This is a genomic window from Caballeronia sp. LP006 (assembly GCF_031450995.1).
Lineage (GTDB): Bacteria > Pseudomonadota > Gammaproteobacteria > Burkholderiales > Burkholderiaceae > Caballeronia.
Genome location: NZ_JARTVW010000004.1, coordinates 614,801 through 631,141, shown reverse-complemented (window position 1 = coordinate 631,141; position 16,341 = coordinate 614,801). Strand labels below are relative to the sequence as shown.

Annotated in this window: 16 protein-coding genes, 1 pseudogene and 1 riboswitch; of the genes and pseudogenes, 11 read left to right on the top strand and 6 right to left on the bottom strand. The window is 64.1% G+C overall.

What is annotated here, in order from left to right; genetic code table 11:
• Window positions 1-4: 4 nt before the first annotated feature.
• A pseudogene (locus P9250_RS13025) lies at window positions 5-982 on the top strand (ATP-binding protein); the annotation flags it as partial.
• 78 nt (window positions 983-1,060) lie between these two features.
• The gene (locus P9250_RS13020) at window positions 1,061-1,669 is read left to right on the top strand and encodes a VWA domain-containing protein (RefSeq protein WP_310394146.1); all 609 of its coding nucleotides are present in this window, start codon (window positions 1,061-1,063) and stop codon (window positions 1,667-1,669) included.
• A 10-nt stretch (window positions 1,670-1,679) separates the two neighbouring features.
• Here P9250_RS13020 and cobJ read toward each other — a convergent pair whose 3' ends face one another.
• Genes cobJ through cobG form a run of 4 tightly spaced genes read right to left on the bottom strand, consistent with a single transcriptional unit; the run spans window position 1,680 to window position 5,893 of the window.
• Window positions 1,680-3,332 carry a precorrin-3B C(17)-methyltransferase gene (cobJ, locus tag P9250_RS13015; protein ID WP_310393403.1) on the bottom strand — a complete coding sequence of 551 codons (1,653 nt, stop codon included), beginning with the start codon at window positions 3,330-3,332 and terminating at the stop codon, window positions 1,680-1,682.
• Window positions 3,320-4,045 carry a precorrin-2 C(20)-methyltransferase gene (locus P9250_RS13010; RefSeq protein WP_310393401.1) on the bottom strand — a complete coding sequence of 242 codons (726 nt, stop codon included), beginning with the start codon at window positions 4,043-4,045 and terminating at the stop codon, window positions 3,320-3,322. The genes cobJ and P9250_RS13010 overlap by 13 nt, the downstream gene beginning before the upstream one ends.
• The gene (locus tag P9250_RS13005; protein WP_310393399.1) at window positions 4,045-4,671 is read right to left on the bottom strand and encodes a precorrin-8X methylmutase; all 627 of its coding nucleotides are present in this window, start codon (window positions 4,669-4,671) and stop codon (window positions 4,045-4,047) included. Before P9250_RS13005 ends, P9250_RS13010 begins: the two co-directional genes overlap by 1 nt.
• Window positions 4,664-5,893, bottom strand: coding sequence for a precorrin-3B synthase (gene cobG, locus P9250_RS13000; RefSeq protein ID WP_310393397.1), 1,230 nt, complete (start codon window positions 5,891-5,893; stop codon window positions 4,664-4,666). The genes P9250_RS13005 and cobG overlap by 8 nt, the downstream gene beginning before the upstream one ends.
• A 102-nt stretch (window positions 5,894-5,995) precedes the next feature.
• Window positions 5,996-6,196, bottom strand: a riboswitch (cobalamin riboswitch).
• 80 nt (window positions 6,197-6,276) lie between these two features.
• Here cobG and cbiE point away from each other — a divergent pair.
• From cbiE to P9250_RS12970, 6 genes are all read left to right on the top strand, one after another.
• Window positions 6,277-7,479 (top strand): precorrin-6y C5,15-methyltransferase (decarboxylating) subunit CbiE, encoded by a 1,203-nt coding sequence (gene cbiE, locus P9250_RS12995; RefSeq protein WP_310393395.1) that lies wholly within the window; start codon window positions 6,277-6,279, stop codon window positions 7,477-7,479.
• 24 nt (window positions 7,480-7,503) lie between these two features.
• Window positions 7,504-8,592, top strand: a complete 1,089-nt coding sequence (locus P9250_RS12990) for a cobalt-precorrin-5B (C(1))-methyltransferase (protein WP_250493650.1) — start codon at window positions 7,504-7,506, stop codon at window positions 8,590-8,592.
• Window positions 8,589-9,320 carry a cobalt-precorrin-6A reductase gene (locus tag P9250_RS12985; RefSeq protein WP_310393393.1) on the top strand — a complete coding sequence of 244 codons (732 nt, stop codon included), beginning with the start codon at window positions 8,589-8,591 and terminating at the stop codon, window positions 9,318-9,320. Before P9250_RS12990 ends, P9250_RS12985 begins: the two co-directional genes overlap by 4 nt.
• Window positions 9,317-10,042: a precorrin-4 C(11)-methyltransferase gene (gene cobM / locus P9250_RS12980; RefSeq protein ID WP_250467207.1), complete on the top strand. Its 726-nt coding sequence runs from the start codon at window positions 9,317-9,319 to the stop codon at window positions 10,040-10,042. The genes P9250_RS12985 and cobM overlap by 4 nt, the downstream gene beginning before the upstream one ends.
• Window positions 10,043-10,048: 6 nt before the next feature.
• Window positions 10,049-10,447 (top strand): DUF4186 domain-containing protein, encoded by a 399-nt coding sequence (locus P9250_RS12975; RefSeq protein WP_310393391.1) that lies wholly within the window; start codon window positions 10,049-10,051, stop codon window positions 10,445-10,447.
• Window positions 10,448-10,538: 91 nt separating this feature from the next.
• The gene (locus P9250_RS12970; protein ID WP_244829508.1) at window positions 10,539-10,766 is read left to right on the top strand and encodes a hypothetical protein; all 228 of its coding nucleotides are present in this window, start codon (window positions 10,539-10,541) and stop codon (window positions 10,764-10,766) included.
• A 19-nt stretch (window positions 10,767-10,785) separates the two neighbouring features.
• On the opposite strand, the gene P9250_RS12965 is transcribed toward P9250_RS12970, so the two are convergent.
• On the bottom strand, window positions 10,786-11,535 hold the full coding sequence (locus tag P9250_RS12965) for a TerC family protein (RefSeq protein ID WP_244829510.1): 750 nt from the start codon (window positions 11,533-11,535) through the stop codon (window positions 10,786-10,788).
• 309 nt (window positions 11,536-11,844) lie between these two features.
• Between P9250_RS12965 and P9250_RS12960 the strand changes: the two genes are divergently transcribed.
• The 3 genes from P9250_RS12960 (at window position 11,845) to P9250_RS12950 (ending at window position 15,274) form a co-directional block, all read left to right on the top strand.
• Window positions 11,845-12,978: an OpgC domain-containing protein gene (locus P9250_RS12960; RefSeq protein WP_310393390.1), complete on the top strand. Its 1,134-nt coding sequence runs from the start codon at window positions 11,845-11,847 to the stop codon at window positions 12,976-12,978.
• A gap of 133 nt (window positions 12,979-13,111) precedes the next feature.
• On the top strand, window positions 13,112-13,285 hold the full coding sequence (locus P9250_RS12955; RefSeq protein ID WP_087628737.1) for a DUF1328 domain-containing protein: 174 nt from the start codon (window positions 13,112-13,114) through the stop codon (window positions 13,283-13,285).
• A gap of 123 nt (window positions 13,286-13,408) precedes the next feature.
• On the top strand, window positions 13,409-15,274 hold the full coding sequence (locus P9250_RS12950) for a sigma-54-dependent Fis family transcriptional regulator (RefSeq protein ID WP_310393389.1): 1,866 nt from the start codon (window positions 13,409-13,411) through the stop codon (window positions 15,272-15,274).
• Between the two features lie 9 nt (window positions 15,275-15,283).
• On the opposite strand, the gene P9250_RS12945 is transcribed toward P9250_RS12950, so the two are convergent.
• Window positions 15,284-16,147 (bottom strand): fimbrial protein, encoded by an 864-nt coding sequence (locus tag P9250_RS12945; protein ID WP_310393387.1) that lies wholly within the window; start codon window positions 16,145-16,147, stop codon window positions 15,284-15,286.
• Window positions 16,148-16,341 lie beyond the last annotated feature (194 nt).

Genomic DNA, 16,341 nt, shown 5'->3' with positions numbered 1-16,341 from the left:
TCCGGTGTTTCCCTTTACCGCGCTCGTCGGGCAGGAGGCCTTGCAGCAGGCGCTCGTGCTCGCGGCTATCGATCCGGCGCTTGGCGGCGTGCTCGTCAGCGGCCCACGCGGAACGGCGAAGTCCACTGCCGCACGCGCCCTTGCCGAGCTATTGCCCGAAGGCCGGCTCGTCACGCTGCCGCTCGGCGCAAGCGAAGAGCAGTTGATCGGTACGCTCGATATTCAAAGCGCCTTGCGCGACGGCGGCGTGACCTTTTCGCCGGGCTTGCTTGCAAAAGCGCATCTCGGCGTGCTCTATGTCGATGAAGTGAATCTGCTGCCCAACCCGCTCGTCGATCAGTTGCTGGATGTCGCGGCAAGCGGCGTGAACGTCATCGAGCGCGATGGTATTTCGCATCGGCATGAAGCGCGTTTCGTATTGATCGGCACGATGAATCCCGAAGAAGGCGAATTGCGTCCGCAATTGCTCGACCGCTTCGGGCTCGCGGTCGAATTGAACAATTGCTTCGATGCGAGCGTGCGGCAACGGATCGTCAGGGCGCGGCTCGCGTTCGATATGGATGCTGAAGCATTCTGCGCACGCCATGCCGACGCACAGTCCGCGCTAGCAGAACGCATTCATGCAGCACGTGCCGTGCTATTCGCGCTCGATCCGGACGACGCGGTGCATGCGCGCGTGAGCGCGCTTTGCATCGCCGCCCACGTGGATGGCTTGCGCGCCGATCTCGTGATGCTGCGTGCGGCGAGAGCGCTCGCGGCATTCGAAGGCGCGAGCAACGTGCAGACGCTTCATGTCGATCGCGTGGCCGACGCCGTGCTGAAGCATCGACGACGCGAGGCCGATGCATCGCAAGGCGAAGCGCCGCAGCAGCCCGCCCCGCGCGATAACGGCAGCACGAATGAAGGCGATTGGGGCTACATGCCGCCCGAGCCAGCAGGCACGGCGAAGGTCAAGCAAGTCAGACCGCTTGCCGCAAAAAAAAGCCTGAGCCATCGGAGACACGAAGCGGATGCTCAAGAGCATCGTCTTCGATGGCGTGAAGCGCGGGCACGCGGTCGCATGACCGGTCGCGAAGGCGATGAAAGCACCACGCTCGACTGGATATCGACGCTACGCGCGAAACGTGCCGAGCGTCTCGATGCACGGCATCTTCGCTATCGACGTGTGCAGGGCGAAGCGGCGTCGTTGCATTGCTTTCTTCTCGATTGCTCGGGATCGATGCTCACGGGTGAACGGCTCGCGCGTGCCAAGGGCTTGTTGATTGCGTTGTTCGATCGGGCTTATCGCGAGCGTTCGGAAATTGCGCTCGTATGTTTCGGTGGCGGGCGTGCGGAAGTGCGTCGTCAGCCGGGCGCCGCGCATTGGTGGAACGAGCGCTGGGTGAGTCCTATCGGTGGCGGTGGTGGCACGCCGCTGGCGTTGGGTCTTTCGAGTGCGCAGACCGTGCTTGCACGAGCCGCGCGTCGAAGACCCGCGCAGCGTCGCTGGCTATGGGTGCTGACCGATGGCCGCACGAACGAGACGCCCGCGCCGCCGCAGTGCGCGGACCGCGTCGTGCTAGTGGACTTCGATGAAGGGCAATTCGGAGTCGGGCAAGCGAGCACGTTGGCGCTACGCTGGGCGGCGGAGTACTTTCATGCGAGCGAACTGAGCGCGGACTTGCGGTAGCCTGCGCGTGTCATTCATACCATCGCGGCGTATAAACCCATGCGCCATCGCCGATCACGCGCGTGGTCGATGATCCGACGATCACCATCGTTCGCATGTCCACCATCGTGCTGTCCAACTCGCCAAGCGTCATGATGCGAAGCGTCTCGCCCGCGCGTCCCACATCGCGCCCGAGCACGACCGGCGTTTTGGCATCGCGATGCTGCTTCACGATTTCGATCGCGCGATCGAATTGCCAGGGCCGTGCCTTCGATAGTGGGTTGTAGAACGCCATGACGAAATCGGCCTGACCCGCATGCGCAATGCGTTTCTCGATGACGCCCCACGGCTTCAAATTGTCCGATAGCGACAAAACGCAGAAGTCATGGCCGAGCGGTGCGCCCGCACGCGCCGCCGTGGCAAGCGACGCCGATACGCCCGGCACGATCTCGAGTTTCACGGCATGCCATGACGCGTTCGCTTCCTTGTCGAGTGCTTCGAGCACGGCTGCCGCCATGGCGAACACGCCCGGATCGCCCGACGATACGACCACGACCCTGCGTCCCTCGCTTGCCAGTTCGAACGCATGTCGCGCGCGCTGCAACTCTTCGCGATTGTCCGTCATATGCGCGCGTTGATCGGCGCGAAACGGGCCTGCCATGCGCACGTAGGTTTCGTAACCGAGCACGTCTTCTGCGGCACGAAGCGCGGCTTTCGCGGCGGGCGTCATCATCTCGGAGCTGCCGGGACCGAGACCGATCACGGTCAACCTGCCGCGTGCACGGCCTATCGCCTGCGCATCGACGGGCGCGTTCGCGACGTGCAATGCAACGTCGCCGTTATGCGAAACGTCGAAAGGCGGGGCGTAGCTGAAACGCAATGGCACGTCGAGCGCGTGCGCGGCATCGGCAAGACGTTGCGATGTCATTGCGTGCGTGGGCGCGACCAGCACAGCGAGTGCGAGCGGCGCGAGGCTTCGTGCTTGAAGTGTCTTGCGTACGCATTCGGCTACATCGCCGATCGTCGCGTCATCTTCGATCCATGCAATCACACAACGTGGATGAATCACGAGACTGTGTTCATCGTGGGCGCTTTCGGGCGTGATGCGGATGGCGCGCAACGCATCGTCGGCGCGAGGAAGGGCTGCCTGATCGAGCCACGGCGCGTGGCCTTCCACGCGCGTCGTTGCTCCGCCAAGCAAGTCGGACACGAAGCGCTTGCCGCGTTCGATATCCGCCAGTACGTAGCCTTCGGGCGGCGCGAGCAGACATTGACCGAAGCGTAATTCGCCGCTCGTCGTGATGGCCGGTACGATACCGAGCATCTGGCCGATATCACGCGCAAGCATGTTCACGCCGCTCATGCCGCCGAGCAGCGGCACGACCGCGCTGCCGTCCTGCGCGACAGCGAGCACCGGCGGCTCCGCGCCCTTATCCGCAAGCGACGCTGCCAGCGCGCGAATTACGATGCCTGCTGAACACAGTGCGACGATTGGCGAGCCTGCCGCGTAGAGTGCCCGCACGTGCGCGCCGAAGTCGTCGAAGGAGACGTCCACGTTCACGCGACTAGCGAGTCCATGAACGAGCGATCCCGGACGACACGCCTGAATCTTGCGCGCGATAGTCAGCGCACCGTTGCCGAGCACGACGATGGCAAGCGGCTTCGCTACGTCTATGCGCTCCATTTCGTCCCCGGCACGACCAACAGCGAGAAGTAGGGCGATGCCGTTGGATCGACTTCGTTCAGCGGCACGATGCGTTGATTCGCCATCGTCGCGCGTTCCACATACAACGCGCGTTTGTCGAGCCCGAGTTCCGCCAGCACACGACGCACTTTGTCGAAGTTGCGGCCGAGCTTCATGATGACGGCGGCATCGCTCGTCGCCAGCTTCCGTTTTAGTTCGGCTTCCGAAAGAACGCCCGAAAGCACCGCAAGGCTCTGATTACGATAAACCAGTGGCACGCCAAGCACTGCGACGCCGCCCAGCATCGAACAGACGCCGGGCACGACTTCTGCCTCGAAGCGCGCGGCAAGGCGATCGTGCAGATACATGTACGAGCCGTAGAAGAACGGATCGCCTTCGCAGATCACCGCCACGTCGCGGCCGGCTTCGAGATGATCCGCAATGGCGAGCGCGCATTCATCGTAGAACGCGCTGATGATCGTCTCGTAGCAAAGCGGCGGTTCGAGCGCTTCCGTCGTCACGGGATAGACGAGCGGCAAGCGCGTCTGCGTGTCTTCGAGATGAGATTCGATGATGCCGAACGCGTTGCCCTTCTTCCCTTTTGCGACGAAATACGCGACCACGGGCGCCGCCTTGAGCAGCTTCAACGCCTTCACCGTGATGAGATCGGGATCGCCCGGACCGACGCCCAGGCCATGGAGTCTTCCGCTCATCACTCGGCCTCCGATGCGAGCGCATTCACGGCGGCCGCCGCCATCGCGCTGCCACCGCGTCGTCCGAGCAACGCGACGAAAGGAATGCCACGGCTGTCGGCGGCAAGCATGGCTTTCGATTTCGCCGCGCCGATAAAGCCCACTGGAAAGCCGAGGATGAGCGCGGGCTTCGGTGCGCCGTCGTCGATCATGTCGAGTAGATGAAAGAGCGCGGTGGGCGCATTGCCGATTGCGACGATCGCACCCGCAAGATCAGGCCGCCAGAGTTCGAGTGCGGCAGCGGAGCGCGTGTTGCGCATCGCACGGGCGCGTTCGGGCACGGAGGCATCGCCGAGCGTGCAGATCACGCGATTATTCGCGGGAAGGCGCCCGCGCGTGATGCCTTCGGCGACCATGCGCGCATCGCAGAGAATGGGCGCGCCGCTCACGAGCGCTTCACGGCCCGCGATACCGGCATCGGACGAGAAGCGCAGGTCATCGACGATATCGATCATGCCGCACGCATGAATCAGCCGCACGGCGAGCTTTTCGAGGTTGGCGGGAATGGCGGCGAGGTCGGCTTCGGCGCGAATCGTCGCGAACGATTGCCGGTAAATCTCCGCACCGTCGCGGATATAGTCAGACATCGGCATGACTCCGGGCGAGCCATGCGGCCGCCTCTTCGATGAGGAGGTTATGGGCGATCACGTGTGTGCCTCGAAGCACGTCGTAGCGGCCGGGCGCAACGGCAACGAGCGTGTTTTCGACGGGATGCGCCGCCGCACAAGAGCGCTCGCAGCCGCTCAGATGCGCGTGCGCATGCTCGGGCAGCAAGGCGGCTAATCGATGCGCGTCCGCTTTCGTATCGGCACGGCTTTTCGCGCAGCCCGAAGAACCCGCGCATGCGATCAGACGCGTGAACGGATCGCGTGGATCGGTGGCGAGGCCAAGCGCGCGAAGGGCATCGACGACATGCGTCATGCGATTCGCGTGCACGTCCGGCAGCAACACGCTTTGCCAGGGCGTCATCACGACGCGTTCTTCGGCGAGATCGGCGATTGCGTGAAGCGTGTTTGCATCGAGGCGGCCGAGCGGCGCTTGCGCGCCGACATAGTCCGCATGCGCGCCGAGTCGTAACGTTGCATCGGAAGGCGCGCGACGCCATGACTGAAGTGCGGCGTCGTGCTGTGTTTCGAAGTCGAGGGCATGGAGAAAGCCCGCTATTCCAACGCGTGCGAGCACATCGCGCATGCGGTGTTCTTCCACCGATGCCAGCGCCAGAAACGCCTGCAGCACGGCCAGGATGAAGCGCTTCGCGTCGTCACGCGCAATCGCGCCCGAGGCAGGCGCATGTTCCTCACGATGCGGCATCGATCCTGCAAAACCGAATGCGAAGCGCGCGCCATTGTCCAGCGCCGAAAGCCAAAGATCGTGCGGATGATCGAGCATCGCAAGCGTTTCGCCATCGTCGATCTGCAACGCGAACTTCGGCGACAACGCGTGCAACGCGGCATCGGCCTGCATGCTTTCGACGATATCCGCTGCAAGCGCACGCGTTCCCGTGCTCGCAAGCGGGCTCAGCATGACGTTTCGGATATCGTCGGCGCCGGCCGTGGTCGGACCGAGGCCCGCCGCGAGCACGATGTCGATGAGTTCCGCGTGGGCGTCGTCGCGAATGCCGCGCAGTTGCAGATTGGCGCGATTGGTCACTTCGATCGTGCCGGAACCGCAGCGCTCGGCGGCGTGCGCCACGGCATGCGCGGCTTCGCGACGCAACTCGCCACCGGCAAGACGCACGCGCGCAAGGGCGCCATCGCGTGCGGGCACGATACGCATGAGGCCGGGACAGGCCGAAGACCGAGGCGGCAAGAACGATTCCAAAAGCTCGACCGTATGCTCAAGCGCTTGAGTTGCGAACCGGTACACCCCGCCCGGCAGGCTTCGCGCAATTGCGTTGAATAGCGTTGAATAGCAGTGAATGCTTACGTCGGCAGGTCTCTTGGCTGGCAGGTCGACATTCGCGCTAGCCTTCCCGGTAAAAACCAGTGGCAGTGGAGCGCGGACTCGCTGCGTACAATTGCGGGGGCAGCCACAGTTTTGCTGTGTTCCCTGTTAGGCCATGAGGCTCGATACCGATCGAACCCTTCAGGCACCGACGAACGCGCTATTATGCCCGCTTTTATCGACCATCAGACCGCTTCCCGCCTTGCGCGGGTGCTTCAAACGCGGGATTCGCCCGTAGGAGGCCGCACATGTCGAACTGGCTGACCGTCGTGGGTATCGGCGAGGACGGCTGGCATGGGCTTGGCCGCGAGGCGCGGCGCGCGCTCTTCCAAGCACGGTCGATCCACGGCGGCGAACGTCACCTCGCGTTTCTGCCGGCGCGTATCGCGGCGCGCCGCGTGCCATGGCCAAGCCCGTTTTCCGTCGATGCCGTGCTCGCCGAGCGCGGCGTCCAAACATGCGTGCTTGCGAGCGGCGACCCCATGTTCTTCGGCGTCGGCGTCACGCTTGCGCGCGAATTATCCGCGGAAGAAATGCGCGTCATGCCCGCGCCTTCGTCGCTGTCGCTGGCGGCGGCGCGCTTGGGCTGGCCGTTGCAGGACGCGCAATGCGTGTCGCTCGTCGGGCGGCCGGTGGCGTCCCTGCTCGCGCATGTGTTTCGCGGCGGACGTCTGCTCGTCCTGAGCGCCGATGGCGCGACGCCCGCCGCCGTCACGCAGCTTCTCACGCTGCATGGTTTCGGCGCGAGCCGCGTGACGGTGTTCGAGCATCTGGGCGGCACGAATGAACGCCGGTTCGACGAACGTGCGGACGACTGGCGCGAGCCGCGCGTGGCGGCGCTCAATCTCATGGCGATCGAATGCCGCACGCATGCGGGCCAAGCGGGGCCATCGCTCACGCCGGGTCTTACCGACGACGCGTATCGGCACGACGGCCAGCTCACCAAGCGCGATGTACGCGCCGTGACGCTCGCACGTCTCGCGCCGCAACCGGGCGAATTGCTGTGGGATGTCGGCGCGGGTTGCGGGTCCATCGGTATCGAGTGGATGCGCGCGCATCCCGCTTGCCGCGCGATTGCAATCGAAGCGAACGAAGGGCGGCAGCGTCTCATCGAACATAACCGCGATGCGCTCGGCGTGCCTGCGCTGCAACTCGTCAAGGGCGAGGCGCCCGGCGCGCTCGACGGTTTGAGCGCGCCGGATGCCGTGTTCATCGGCGGCGGCGTGACCGTGCCGGGTCTCCTCGATGCGTGCTGGGCGCGCGTGCGGCAGGGCGGTCGGCTGATCGTCAACGCCGTGACCTTGCAGAGCGAAGCGGCGCTCGTTGCATGGCGCGCGGAGCATGGCGGCGAGCTGACGCGGATCGGCATCGCACGGGCCGAGCCGCTCGGCAGTTTCGATACATGGCGGCAAGCGCTGCCGATCACGCTTCTGCACGCGAAGAAGCCATGAGCTCGCCGGCGAATGACCATCCCGATGCGTGACGAAACGCCCGAACAGTCCGCGCCGCTCAGAAGCGGCTACACGACGGGAAGCTGCGCGACCGTGACGAGTCTCGCGGCCGCGCGCCTTTTGTTGCTCGGCGAGCCGAGCGAGCGCGCGGAGATCGTGCTGCCGAAGGGCCAGTCCGTGACAATGCCGCTCGCGTTCTGCCGTCTTGCCGGCGATGCAGCGGAAGCGGGCGTCATCAAGGATGCCGGCGACGATCCCGATGTCACGCATGGCGCGCTCGTCATAGCTCGCGTGCGGCTTGCGGCGCGGCATGGCGTGCGCTTTCACGCGGGACCGGGCGTTGGCACCGTGACGCGCGCGGGCCTTGCGTTGCCGATCGGCGAGCCGGCCATCAACCCCGTTCCCCGCAAAATGATGAGCGAGCATCTCGAAGCACTCGCCACGCGAGCGGGTTATGCGGGCGGTTTCGACGTGAGCATCGGCGTGGAGAATGGCGAGGCGCTTGCGCTCAAGACGATGAATCCGCGGCTCGGCATTATCGGCGGACTGTCGATACTCGGGACCACCGGCATCGTCCGGCCGTTTTCGTGTGCGGCTTATATCGCGTCGATCCATCAGGGGATCGATGTCGCGCGCGCCAATGGCGTGCAACATATCGCGGCGTGCACCGGCAATCAGAGCGAGGACGCCATGCGCGCGCGTTACGGCTTGCCGGATATGGCGCTCATCGAAATGGGCGATTTCGCGGGCGCGGTTTTGAAGCACTTGCGCCGCGCGCCGGTCGAAAAACTCAGTGTTTGCGGCGGCTTCGGCAAACTCAGCAAGCTCGCGGCGGGACATATGGATCTGCACAGCCGCACGTCGAGTATCGACTTGCCGCTTCTCGCCACCTGGGCCGCCGATGCTGGCGCGAGCATCACGTTGCAGCACGCGATTCGCGCGGCCAACACGAGTCAGGAGGCGCTTAAGCTGACGCGTGGCGAAGGCATCGCGCTCGGCGATATCGTCTGCGCGCGGGCCCGCGAAGTGGCGCTCGACGTCGTGCCGCAAGGCATCGTCGTGGAGACTTTCGCCATCGACAGGCAAGGGCAAATCGTCGGGAGCGCGCAATGAAGCGCGTGCTATTGCTCGGCGGCACCGGCGACGCGCTCGTCATTGCGCGCAAGCTGGGCACGTCGCATGTCTACAGTCTCGCGGGGCTCGGGCGTGTGCCGACGGATCTCGCATGTGAGGTTCGCGTCGGCGGTTTTGGCGGCGTGGCGGGTCTGGCAACGTATCTGCGTGAAGAAGGCATCGCGCTGGTGCTCGATGCCACGCATCCCTACGCCGCGCAGATGAGCCGTCATGCACGCGAAGCGTGTACGCTCGTTGGCGTGCCCTTGTGGGCCGTGCGTCGTCCGGCATGGCAACCGCGAACGGGCGACATCTGGCGCGAGGCGCGCGATTGGCCAGGCGTCGTCGATGCAATCGCGGCCTATGAAAAGCCGTTATTCACGCTCGGACGCGAGCCGCTTGCGCATCTTGACGAGATACCCGCGTCGCAATTCTGGACTGTCCGTTGTCTCGACCCGCACGAAGGCAACGCGCGTGCGCGGATCGTCGATGCGCGCGGGCCGTTCAGTATCGAAGGCGAGCGCGCGTTGTTCGATGCGGCGCGTATCGATGTCGTCGTCAGCAAAAACAGCGGCGGCCGCGCGACCGAAGCGAAGCTCGCGGTGGCGCGCGAACGCGGCTTGCCCGTCGTGATGCTTGCGCGGCCCGCGCTTCCCGAAGCCGATCGCGCATTCGACGATCCGGCAAGCGCGCTCGATGCACTCACAACCGAACTTCCTCTTCCATGACCGTCTATTTCATCGGCGCCGGACCGGGCGACCCGGAACTCATCACCGTGAAGGGCCAGCGGCTCATCCGCTCGTGTCCGGTGATTCTTTATGCGGGCTCGCTCGTGCCCGACGAAGTGTTGAGCGGGCATCGGGCGACGCGTGTCGTGAACACGGCGGAACTCGATCTCGATGCGATCGTCGCGTTGCTCGAAAACGCGCACGCGCGGGGAGAAGACGTGGCGCGCGTGCATTCCGGCGACCCTTCGCTTTACGGCGCGACAGGCGAGCAGATGCGCCGTCTCGATACGCTCGCGATTCCTTATGAGATCGTGCCGGGCGTGACGGCGACGGCGGCATCGGCGGCGGCGCTCAAACGCGAACTCACCTTGCCGGGCATCTCGCAGACCGTGATTCTCACGCGCTATGCCGCGAAAACGTCGATGCCCGAAGGCGAATCGCTCGCGGATCTGGCGCGTCATCGTGCGACGCTCGCCATTCATCTTGGCGTGCGGCATATCGAGCGTATCGTCGACGATCTGCTGCCGCATTACGGCGCGGATTGTCCTGTCGCCGTGGTGTTTCGCGCGAGTTGGCCGGATGAAACGCGCGTGGAAGGCACGCTTGCGGATATCGCGGTGAAGGTGCGGGCAGTGCGTTTGCAACGCACGGCGCTGATTCTCGTGGGCCGTGTGCTCGACGCCCAGGGTTTCGCCGATTCCACGCTCTACGGCAAGGAATGAAGGTCGATGCGCGATCTCGACGCCGTCTTCGCCTCGCTCGCGAAATCCGCGTTTCGCAGGCGTTTTGCGTTGGGTGTGCGGGAAGGGCGCTATCTGCGCGAACGCGGGGTGGAAGCGGTCGTCGCGCAGGCGCATGAGCTGATTGCGAAGCGCCTTGCGCCGCAAGCGCCGCTCAACGATGGCAAGCAGACGCCGTTTCGCGGGCATCCGGTGTTCATCGCGCAGCACGCGACGGCGACGTGCTGCCGCGGTTGTCTGGCGAAATGGCACGACATCGCGGCGGGCAAGGTACTCGATGAAGCCGAACGTCGGCATGTCGTCGACGCGATCGATCGCTGGCTGCGCGCGCAGCCGTTGCCGGAGATCGCGGTTGTTGAAAAGCGGCAGGGCGAGTTGCCGTTTTGAGGTGCGGCTTATAACGCCCCCGCCGTGCAAGCGCGACGCCACCAGACCTGCTGAGCCTCAAGTCTTCATCGCCAATGCCGATAAGCACGGCATGGACAATTTCGACTTCGGCCCGGCGAAGGGGCCGCTCATCGCATCGATCGTGGCGCCCGCGAAAGCTTTGCTGAGCGCGCACAACGTCATCCGCAAGGCGCGCGGCGAACCGCCATTCACCGACGACGTGAAGGCATTCGCCGCATGGGTCGACCGAGGCGAACCCGAGGAGCCCGCGATGGCGCCGGTTCTATGCCGCCTGATCCGCGACGGCTACACGAGCTGATGCATCAGTTCTCGACGCGTCAATTCCGAGCCGGATCGGACTTCCGCTTCGCCCGCCGCGCCAGCATGTTGAGCGCTTCGACGAGCGCGGAGAACGCCATCGCCGCATAGATATACCCTTTCGGCACGTGCGAGCCGAATCCTTCCGCGATCAGCGTCATCCCGATCACGAGCAAGAAGCCGAGCGCCAGCATCACGATAGTCGGATTGCGTTCGATGAACCGCGACAGCGGCCCCGCCGCGAACAGCATGACCGCGACCGCCGCGATCACGGCAACGAACATGATCGGAATGTGTTCCGTCATGCCGACCGCCGTCACGATACTGTCGATGGAAAACACCAGATCGAGCAGCAGAATCTGGCCGATCGCCGACAACGGTGTGAGGCGCGCGCCCGCATTCGCGCCAGCGTGATCGTCGGCGTCGTGCGTGACGTGATGGCGGATTTCCGTGGTCGCCTTCCACACGAGAAAAACGCCGCCCGCGATCAGGATCAGGTCGCGCCACGAGAAGCCGTGCCCGAACGCCTCGAAGATCGGCGCGGTAAGGCGCACGATCAGTGCGACCGTGCCGAGCAAACCGAGCCGCATCACGAGCGCGAGCCCGATGCCGATGCGTTGCGTGCGCTCCCGATGCGCCTCGGGCAGCTTGTTGGTCAGGATCGAAATGAAGATCAGGTTGTCGATGCCAAGCACCACTTCCATGACGACGAGCGTCGCGAGAGCGGCCCAGGCGGCGGGATCGGTCAGCAGTGTGGCGAGGTAGTCCATGCGCGTCGGAAGCCTTTGAGTTGTGCGAAAGCCGCATCGAGTGGATTGAGCGCGTGATATTAACGCAGACTTGGATGAATGAAAGGAACTTGAAAACTTTTCGAGACACCAAGCGGAGGAGACACAGAAATGCGTTGCGAAGTATCAGCGTTTGCGCTCGAAACACAACAAGCGCCGGATTTGAAACGGTTTTTTCCTTATGCGAAGATGCTCACCGCAGACGATTAAGGGTAAACTCTCGGTCTCGTTTGCCGCCGTTTGCGGCGCCTGCCAACCTCCTGCGCGCCGCAGGAAAACTCCTTGAGCAGCATGTCAGGAAAATCTCAACGCCTCGTCGAGCTGGACTTCTTTCGCGGACTCGTGCTGCTCGTCATCGTCGTCGATCACATCGGCGGCAGCATGGTGTCGCGCTTCACGCTGCACGCCTTTGCGCTCAACGACGCCGCCGAAGTCTTCGTGTTCCTCGGCGGCTTCGCCACGGCGACGGCCTATACCGCGATGGCCAGCCGGCGCTCGGAAAGCGCCGCACGCGTGCGTTTTCTCAAGCGCTCGGTCGAAATCTACCGCGCGTTTCTCGTCACTGCCGCGCTGATGCTCGTCGCGACCTTCCTGCTGCGGCCGTTTTTCGGCAGCGCGCCGAATCTGGCGCTGCATGACCTCGACAGTCTCACGGCCGCGCCGGTGTCGTCGCTGACGCAGATTCTCACCTTCGAGCGTCAGCCGTATCTTGCCGCCGTCCTGCCGATGTACGCGCTCTTCGCGCTGTCCGTGCCGCTTACGCTGCCGCTCGCGCGCAGCAAGCCGTGGTTGCTGCTCGGTCTGAGCCTCGGCCTGTGGGCGTTTGCGCCGCAAATCGGTGAATACTTGCCATCCGCCAACGACACGCTTTGGGACTTCAATCCCGCCGCCTGGCAACTGATGTTCGTGCTCGGCGTGCTGGCGCGCTGCACGCCGGTTTATCAGCGCGTGACTTCGCATCGCATGGGATGGGTCGTCAGTCTGGGCGCGCTCGCGCTGATAATCGGCATGGCGTATTACAAGCTGCTCGTACTGCCGCCGGTCTTGGATAGCGCGTTCAAGCGTGACCTCGCCGGCGCGCGCGTCGTCAACTTTCTCGCCATTGCGTGGATCGCCACCAATTTTGCGCGCTACGGTCTGATCAAGGAAATCGCATCGCGCCTGCCGTGGGTCGGGGCAGTCGGGCGCGACGGCATGGTGTGCTTCGTCGTCGGCACGGTGATATCGCTCGTCGTCGATTCCATTCTCTTCACGTTGACCGATGGCCTCATCAACGTGCCCGCCGGTCTGGCCGCGGATGCGATTGCCGTAACCACGCTGCTTGCCGTGCCTCAAGTGCATCAAGCGGTCTTGCGATGGCTGGGCGGGCGGCCAAGGACGATTCCGGCCGTGGTTCCTGCGGCCGAGAAGGGCGGGGCGCAGTAAGAAAGGGCGGCGAACAGGCCGCCTTTTTAACGCGCATACGAGCAACTAACGGTCGAGTTCAACGACAGCTTGAAAGGGATTGGGCACAACCCTTGCAGACAAGGCGAAACCTTAACGATAAACCATCGACGTCATGTTAAAACTTGCCATTCTTTTCGCGGTCATCTCGGTCATCGCCGGCTTCTTCGGTTTCGGACGCGTGTCGTCCGGTGCGGCCGGCATCGCGAAGATTTGCTTCTTCATCTTCCTGATTCTGTTCGTCATCTTCCTGATCGTCGCCATTTCGGCGGGCTCGCTCGTCTTGTAACGACTGCGCGCTTCCTCGCATCGACCCGGTCGCCGGGTCGGTGTTACTCTGCGTCAAGAGACATTCACGCGACGGCACGGGCGCCCGACGACCCCGCCGCGCTGAATTCGAAAGGAGGAGGCGATGCAGCATGCCATCGGCGCGGCGCTTCGGCCCGCGCATCACGACGTAATTCATCAATCGCATGAGCGCTCGGCCACTTTTGGTCTCTCCGCGACCATGCGTCCCGAATACGAAGTCTTGTCCGGCGCGCAACTCGCCTTGAAGCGCGACGAGAGCCGCGCGCTCTTCGCTCACGCGTTGCCGGTGATGGAAACGCTCTACGCGCAGATCGCCAACACGCACAGCATGATCGCGCTCACGGATTCGAGCGGGCTGATTCTGCACTCCCTGGGCGATGACGACTTCCTCGCCCGCGCGCAAAAGGTCGCGCTGCAGGCGGGCGCGGTGTGGAGCGAGGCGCATCAGGGTACGAATGCCATCGGCACGACCATCGCCGAACGGCAGGCCGTCACCGTCCACGGCGATCAGCACTATCTGCGCGCCAACCATTTTCTGACGTGTTCGTCGGTGCCGATTCTCGATCCGCGCGGCGGCCTGAGCGGCGTACTCGATGTCACCGGCGACCGCCGCGGCTATCACCAGCACACGATGGCGCTCGTCAAAATGTCCGGCCAGATGATCGAGAACCGCCTGATCGCAAGCGCGTTCGGCGACGGTCTGCGAATTCATTTTCATAGCCGCCCGGAATTCATCGGCACGTTGATGGAAGGCATCGCCGTATTCGATCTCGATGGCCGGCTTCTAAGCGCCAATCGCAGCGCGCAGTTTCAACTCGGGCTGGAGCTTGGGCATCTGCGCGTGCAGACGCTGGCATCGCTATTCGGTGCGACTCCCGACGAACTGATCGAGCGGGCCGGCAAGCCGCCGCGCCGCCTTCTGCTGCATAGCGGCGTCGGCGTGTTCGCGGGCGTCGAATATCGCGAGCGCACAGTCGCGCCGGTCGCGGTGCCAGTCAGAACGAATGCGCCCGTTGAAAGCAAGACGCCGTCGCGTCTCGCCGATCTCTGTACGGGCGATGCGCGCGTGTACGAACTCATCCAGCAAGTCAGGAAAGTGGTCGGCAAGGAGATTCCTATCCTGATCGGCGGCGAGACCGGCGCGGGCAAGGAGATGCTGGCGCGCGCCATTCATCGCGATTCGCCACGGCGCGATGGACCGTTCGTCGCGGTGAACTGTGCGTCGTTGCCTGAGACGCTGATCGAATCCGAGCTATTTGGCTATGCGCAGGGCGCGTTCACCGGCGCGGCCAAGCGCGGTGCGTCGGGCAAGATCGTGCAGGCGAACGGCGGCACGCTCTTTCTCGATGAAATCGGCGACATGCCGCTCGCGCTTCAAAGCCGGCTCTTGCGCGTGCTGCAAGAGCGCGTGGTCGAGCCGCTCGGCGCGGCGCGCGCCGTGCCGGTCGACTTCACGCTGGTCTGCGCGAGCAACCGCAAGTTGCGCGAGCAGGTTGCGAAGGGCGAGTTTCGCGAGGACCTGTTTTATCGCGTGAACGGCCTGGCTGTGACCTTGCCGCCGCTGCGCGAGCGCACCGATTTGCGAGCGGCCGTCGAGCGCATCTTGCGCCACGAGTGTCTTGCGGATCGCGTGTTGAGCGTCGACGAAGACGTGCTGGCGCTGTTTGCACGGCATCGCTGGCCGGGTAATTTCCGGCAATTGAGCAACGTGCTGCGCACGGCATCGGCGATGCTCGATGATGACGAAACGCGCATCGGCGTGACGCATCTGCCGCGCGATTTCATCGATGATTTCGAGGCTCCCGTTCGCGACGAACCGAGCGCTGCTCCCGCTGGCGATGCGCGGCTCGCGGATATCGCCGCGAGCGTGGTTGCGGCGGCGCTGGAGTCGCATGGCGGCAATGTGTCGGCGACGGCGCGGGCGCTGGGTGTGTCGCGGACGACGGTTTATCGGAAGTTGCGGCGATAGCGCTTCTTTTCACTGATACGACATGGTGAAGAGTGCCTTGCCGCTGACTCGGCCCATTTGCAAAGTCGCCGAGGTGCGCACGTACTGCGCGATAAGCGGAACGGTCATCGCGCCGCCGCTGGCTGTTCCCACGCTCCACTGGTTCGACGTTCCCGCGAGCGGCGATGCCGGTCCATAGGAGACCGGGCTGGAACCGAACAGCACGCGAAGCCCTACACCTGACGCAGCCGAATCGCCACCGATCGTCAGAATATTGGATTGATTGGTAGGGTTCAGCGCGTCCGTGAGTGTGACATTCACCTTGGCCCCCGCGGCACAATTCAGACCGAGGGAAAAAGCGGTGTTGCCCGCCGTCGCGCCGACGCTCGGCAAGTCCGACGGCGCGACTTTCTGCATCGTCACGGTGACCGCAGGCGTGGTAACGCTGCAGGCCTGACCGGTCACCATAGTGCCGGTGACGAGCGTCTCCGTGACGGTCAACGTATTAATGCAAGGGCCAGTGAAACTGATCGTCATGGAAGGCAGAATGGTGATCGTTCCGCCACTGATCGGTCCGGTCACGACCAGATCGGCGCGCACGTAGTGGGCCGTGCTGCCGCTCGTGACCGTAAAGGAACTGGTGGTCGGTGCCTGCTCCCAGCCCCCGTTCCAGCCGCTCGTGATATAGAACCTCACGCCTATGCCGTCGACGTTCGTCTGATAGGTTTTCGGATTGCCTGCGACCACGGTGCCGTTGACGGTGGTGTTTTGCTGGATCGTGCACGTGACATTGGATGCCGACGCGCCGGGATTCTGCGACGTGCTGTTGAGTATCGTGCCCACAGCCGCGTCACGCCCGATCGAGAGCGAACCGGGAAATGACATCGGTGTCATGGAGCCATTTGGAAACGTGATCGTGTCGCCGAAAGCGCAAGTACCCGTGAGCAGCAGCCAAAGCGCGAGAAGTCGCGTGATCGCGGGGTATGGAGAATGGCCAAGCCGGTGCGCGGACGATATCCGCCGAGAACCGGTCCGAAGGTTTTTCATGCGAAGCATGACTTGAGCATAGTGGCCCGCCACGCGAATTG

What these genes read in the sequence shown, in the direction of transcription:
- P9250_RS13020 (WP_310394146.1), top strand. Translation starts at nt 1,061, where the DNA reads ATGACCGGTCGCGAAGGCGATGAAAGCACCACGCTCGACTGGATATCG.
- cobJ (WP_310393403.1), bottom strand. Translation starts at nt 3,332, where the DNA reads ATGGAGCGCATAGACGTAGCGAAGCCGCTTGCCATCGTCGTGCTCGGC.
- P9250_RS13010 (WP_310393401.1), bottom strand. Translation starts at nt 4,045, where the DNA reads ATGAGCGGAAGACTCCATGGCCTGGGCGTCGGTCCGGGCGATCCCGAT.
- P9250_RS13005 (WP_310393399.1), bottom strand. Translation starts at nt 4,671, where the DNA reads ATGTCTGACTATATCCGCGACGGTGCGGAGATTTACCGGCAATCGTTC.
- cbiE (WP_310393395.1), top strand. Translation starts at nt 6,277, where the DNA reads ATGTCGAACTGGCTGACCGTCGTGGGTATCGGCGAGGACGGCTGGCAT.
- P9250_RS12990 (WP_250493650.1), top strand. Translation starts at nt 7,504, where the DNA reads ATGCGTGACGAAACGCCCGAACAGTCCGCGCCGCTCAGAAGCGGCTAC.
- P9250_RS12985 (WP_310393393.1), top strand. Translation starts at nt 8,589, where the DNA reads ATGAAGCGCGTGCTATTGCTCGGCGGCACCGGCGACGCGCTCGTCATT.
- cobM (WP_250467207.1), top strand. Translation starts at nt 9,317, where the DNA reads ATGACCGTCTATTTCATCGGCGCCGGACCGGGCGACCCGGAACTCATC.
- P9250_RS12975 (WP_310393391.1), top strand. Translation starts at nt 10,049, where the DNA reads ATGCGCGATCTCGACGCCGTCTTCGCCTCGCTCGCGAAATCCGCGTTT.
- P9250_RS12970 (WP_244829508.1), top strand. Translation starts at nt 10,539, where the DNA reads ATGGACAATTTCGACTTCGGCCCGGCGAAGGGGCCGCTCATCGCATCG.
- P9250_RS12965 (WP_244829510.1), bottom strand. Translation starts at nt 11,535, where the DNA reads ATGGACTACCTCGCCACACTGCTGACCGATCCCGCCGCCTGGGCCGCT.
- P9250_RS12960 (WP_310393390.1), top strand. Translation starts at nt 11,845, where the DNA reads ATGTCAGGAAAATCTCAACGCCTCGTCGAGCTGGACTTCTTTCGCGGA.
- P9250_RS12955 (WP_087628737.1), top strand. Translation starts at nt 13,112, where the DNA reads ATGTTAAAACTTGCCATTCTTTTCGCGGTCATCTCGGTCATCGCCGGC.
- P9250_RS12950 (WP_310393389.1), top strand. Translation starts at nt 13,409, where the DNA reads ATGCAGCATGCCATCGGCGCGGCGCTTCGGCCCGCGCATCACGACGTA.
- P9250_RS12945 (WP_310393387.1), bottom strand. Translation starts at nt 16,147, where the DNA reads ATGACACCGATGTCATTTCCCGGTTCGCTCTCGATCGGGCGTGACGCG.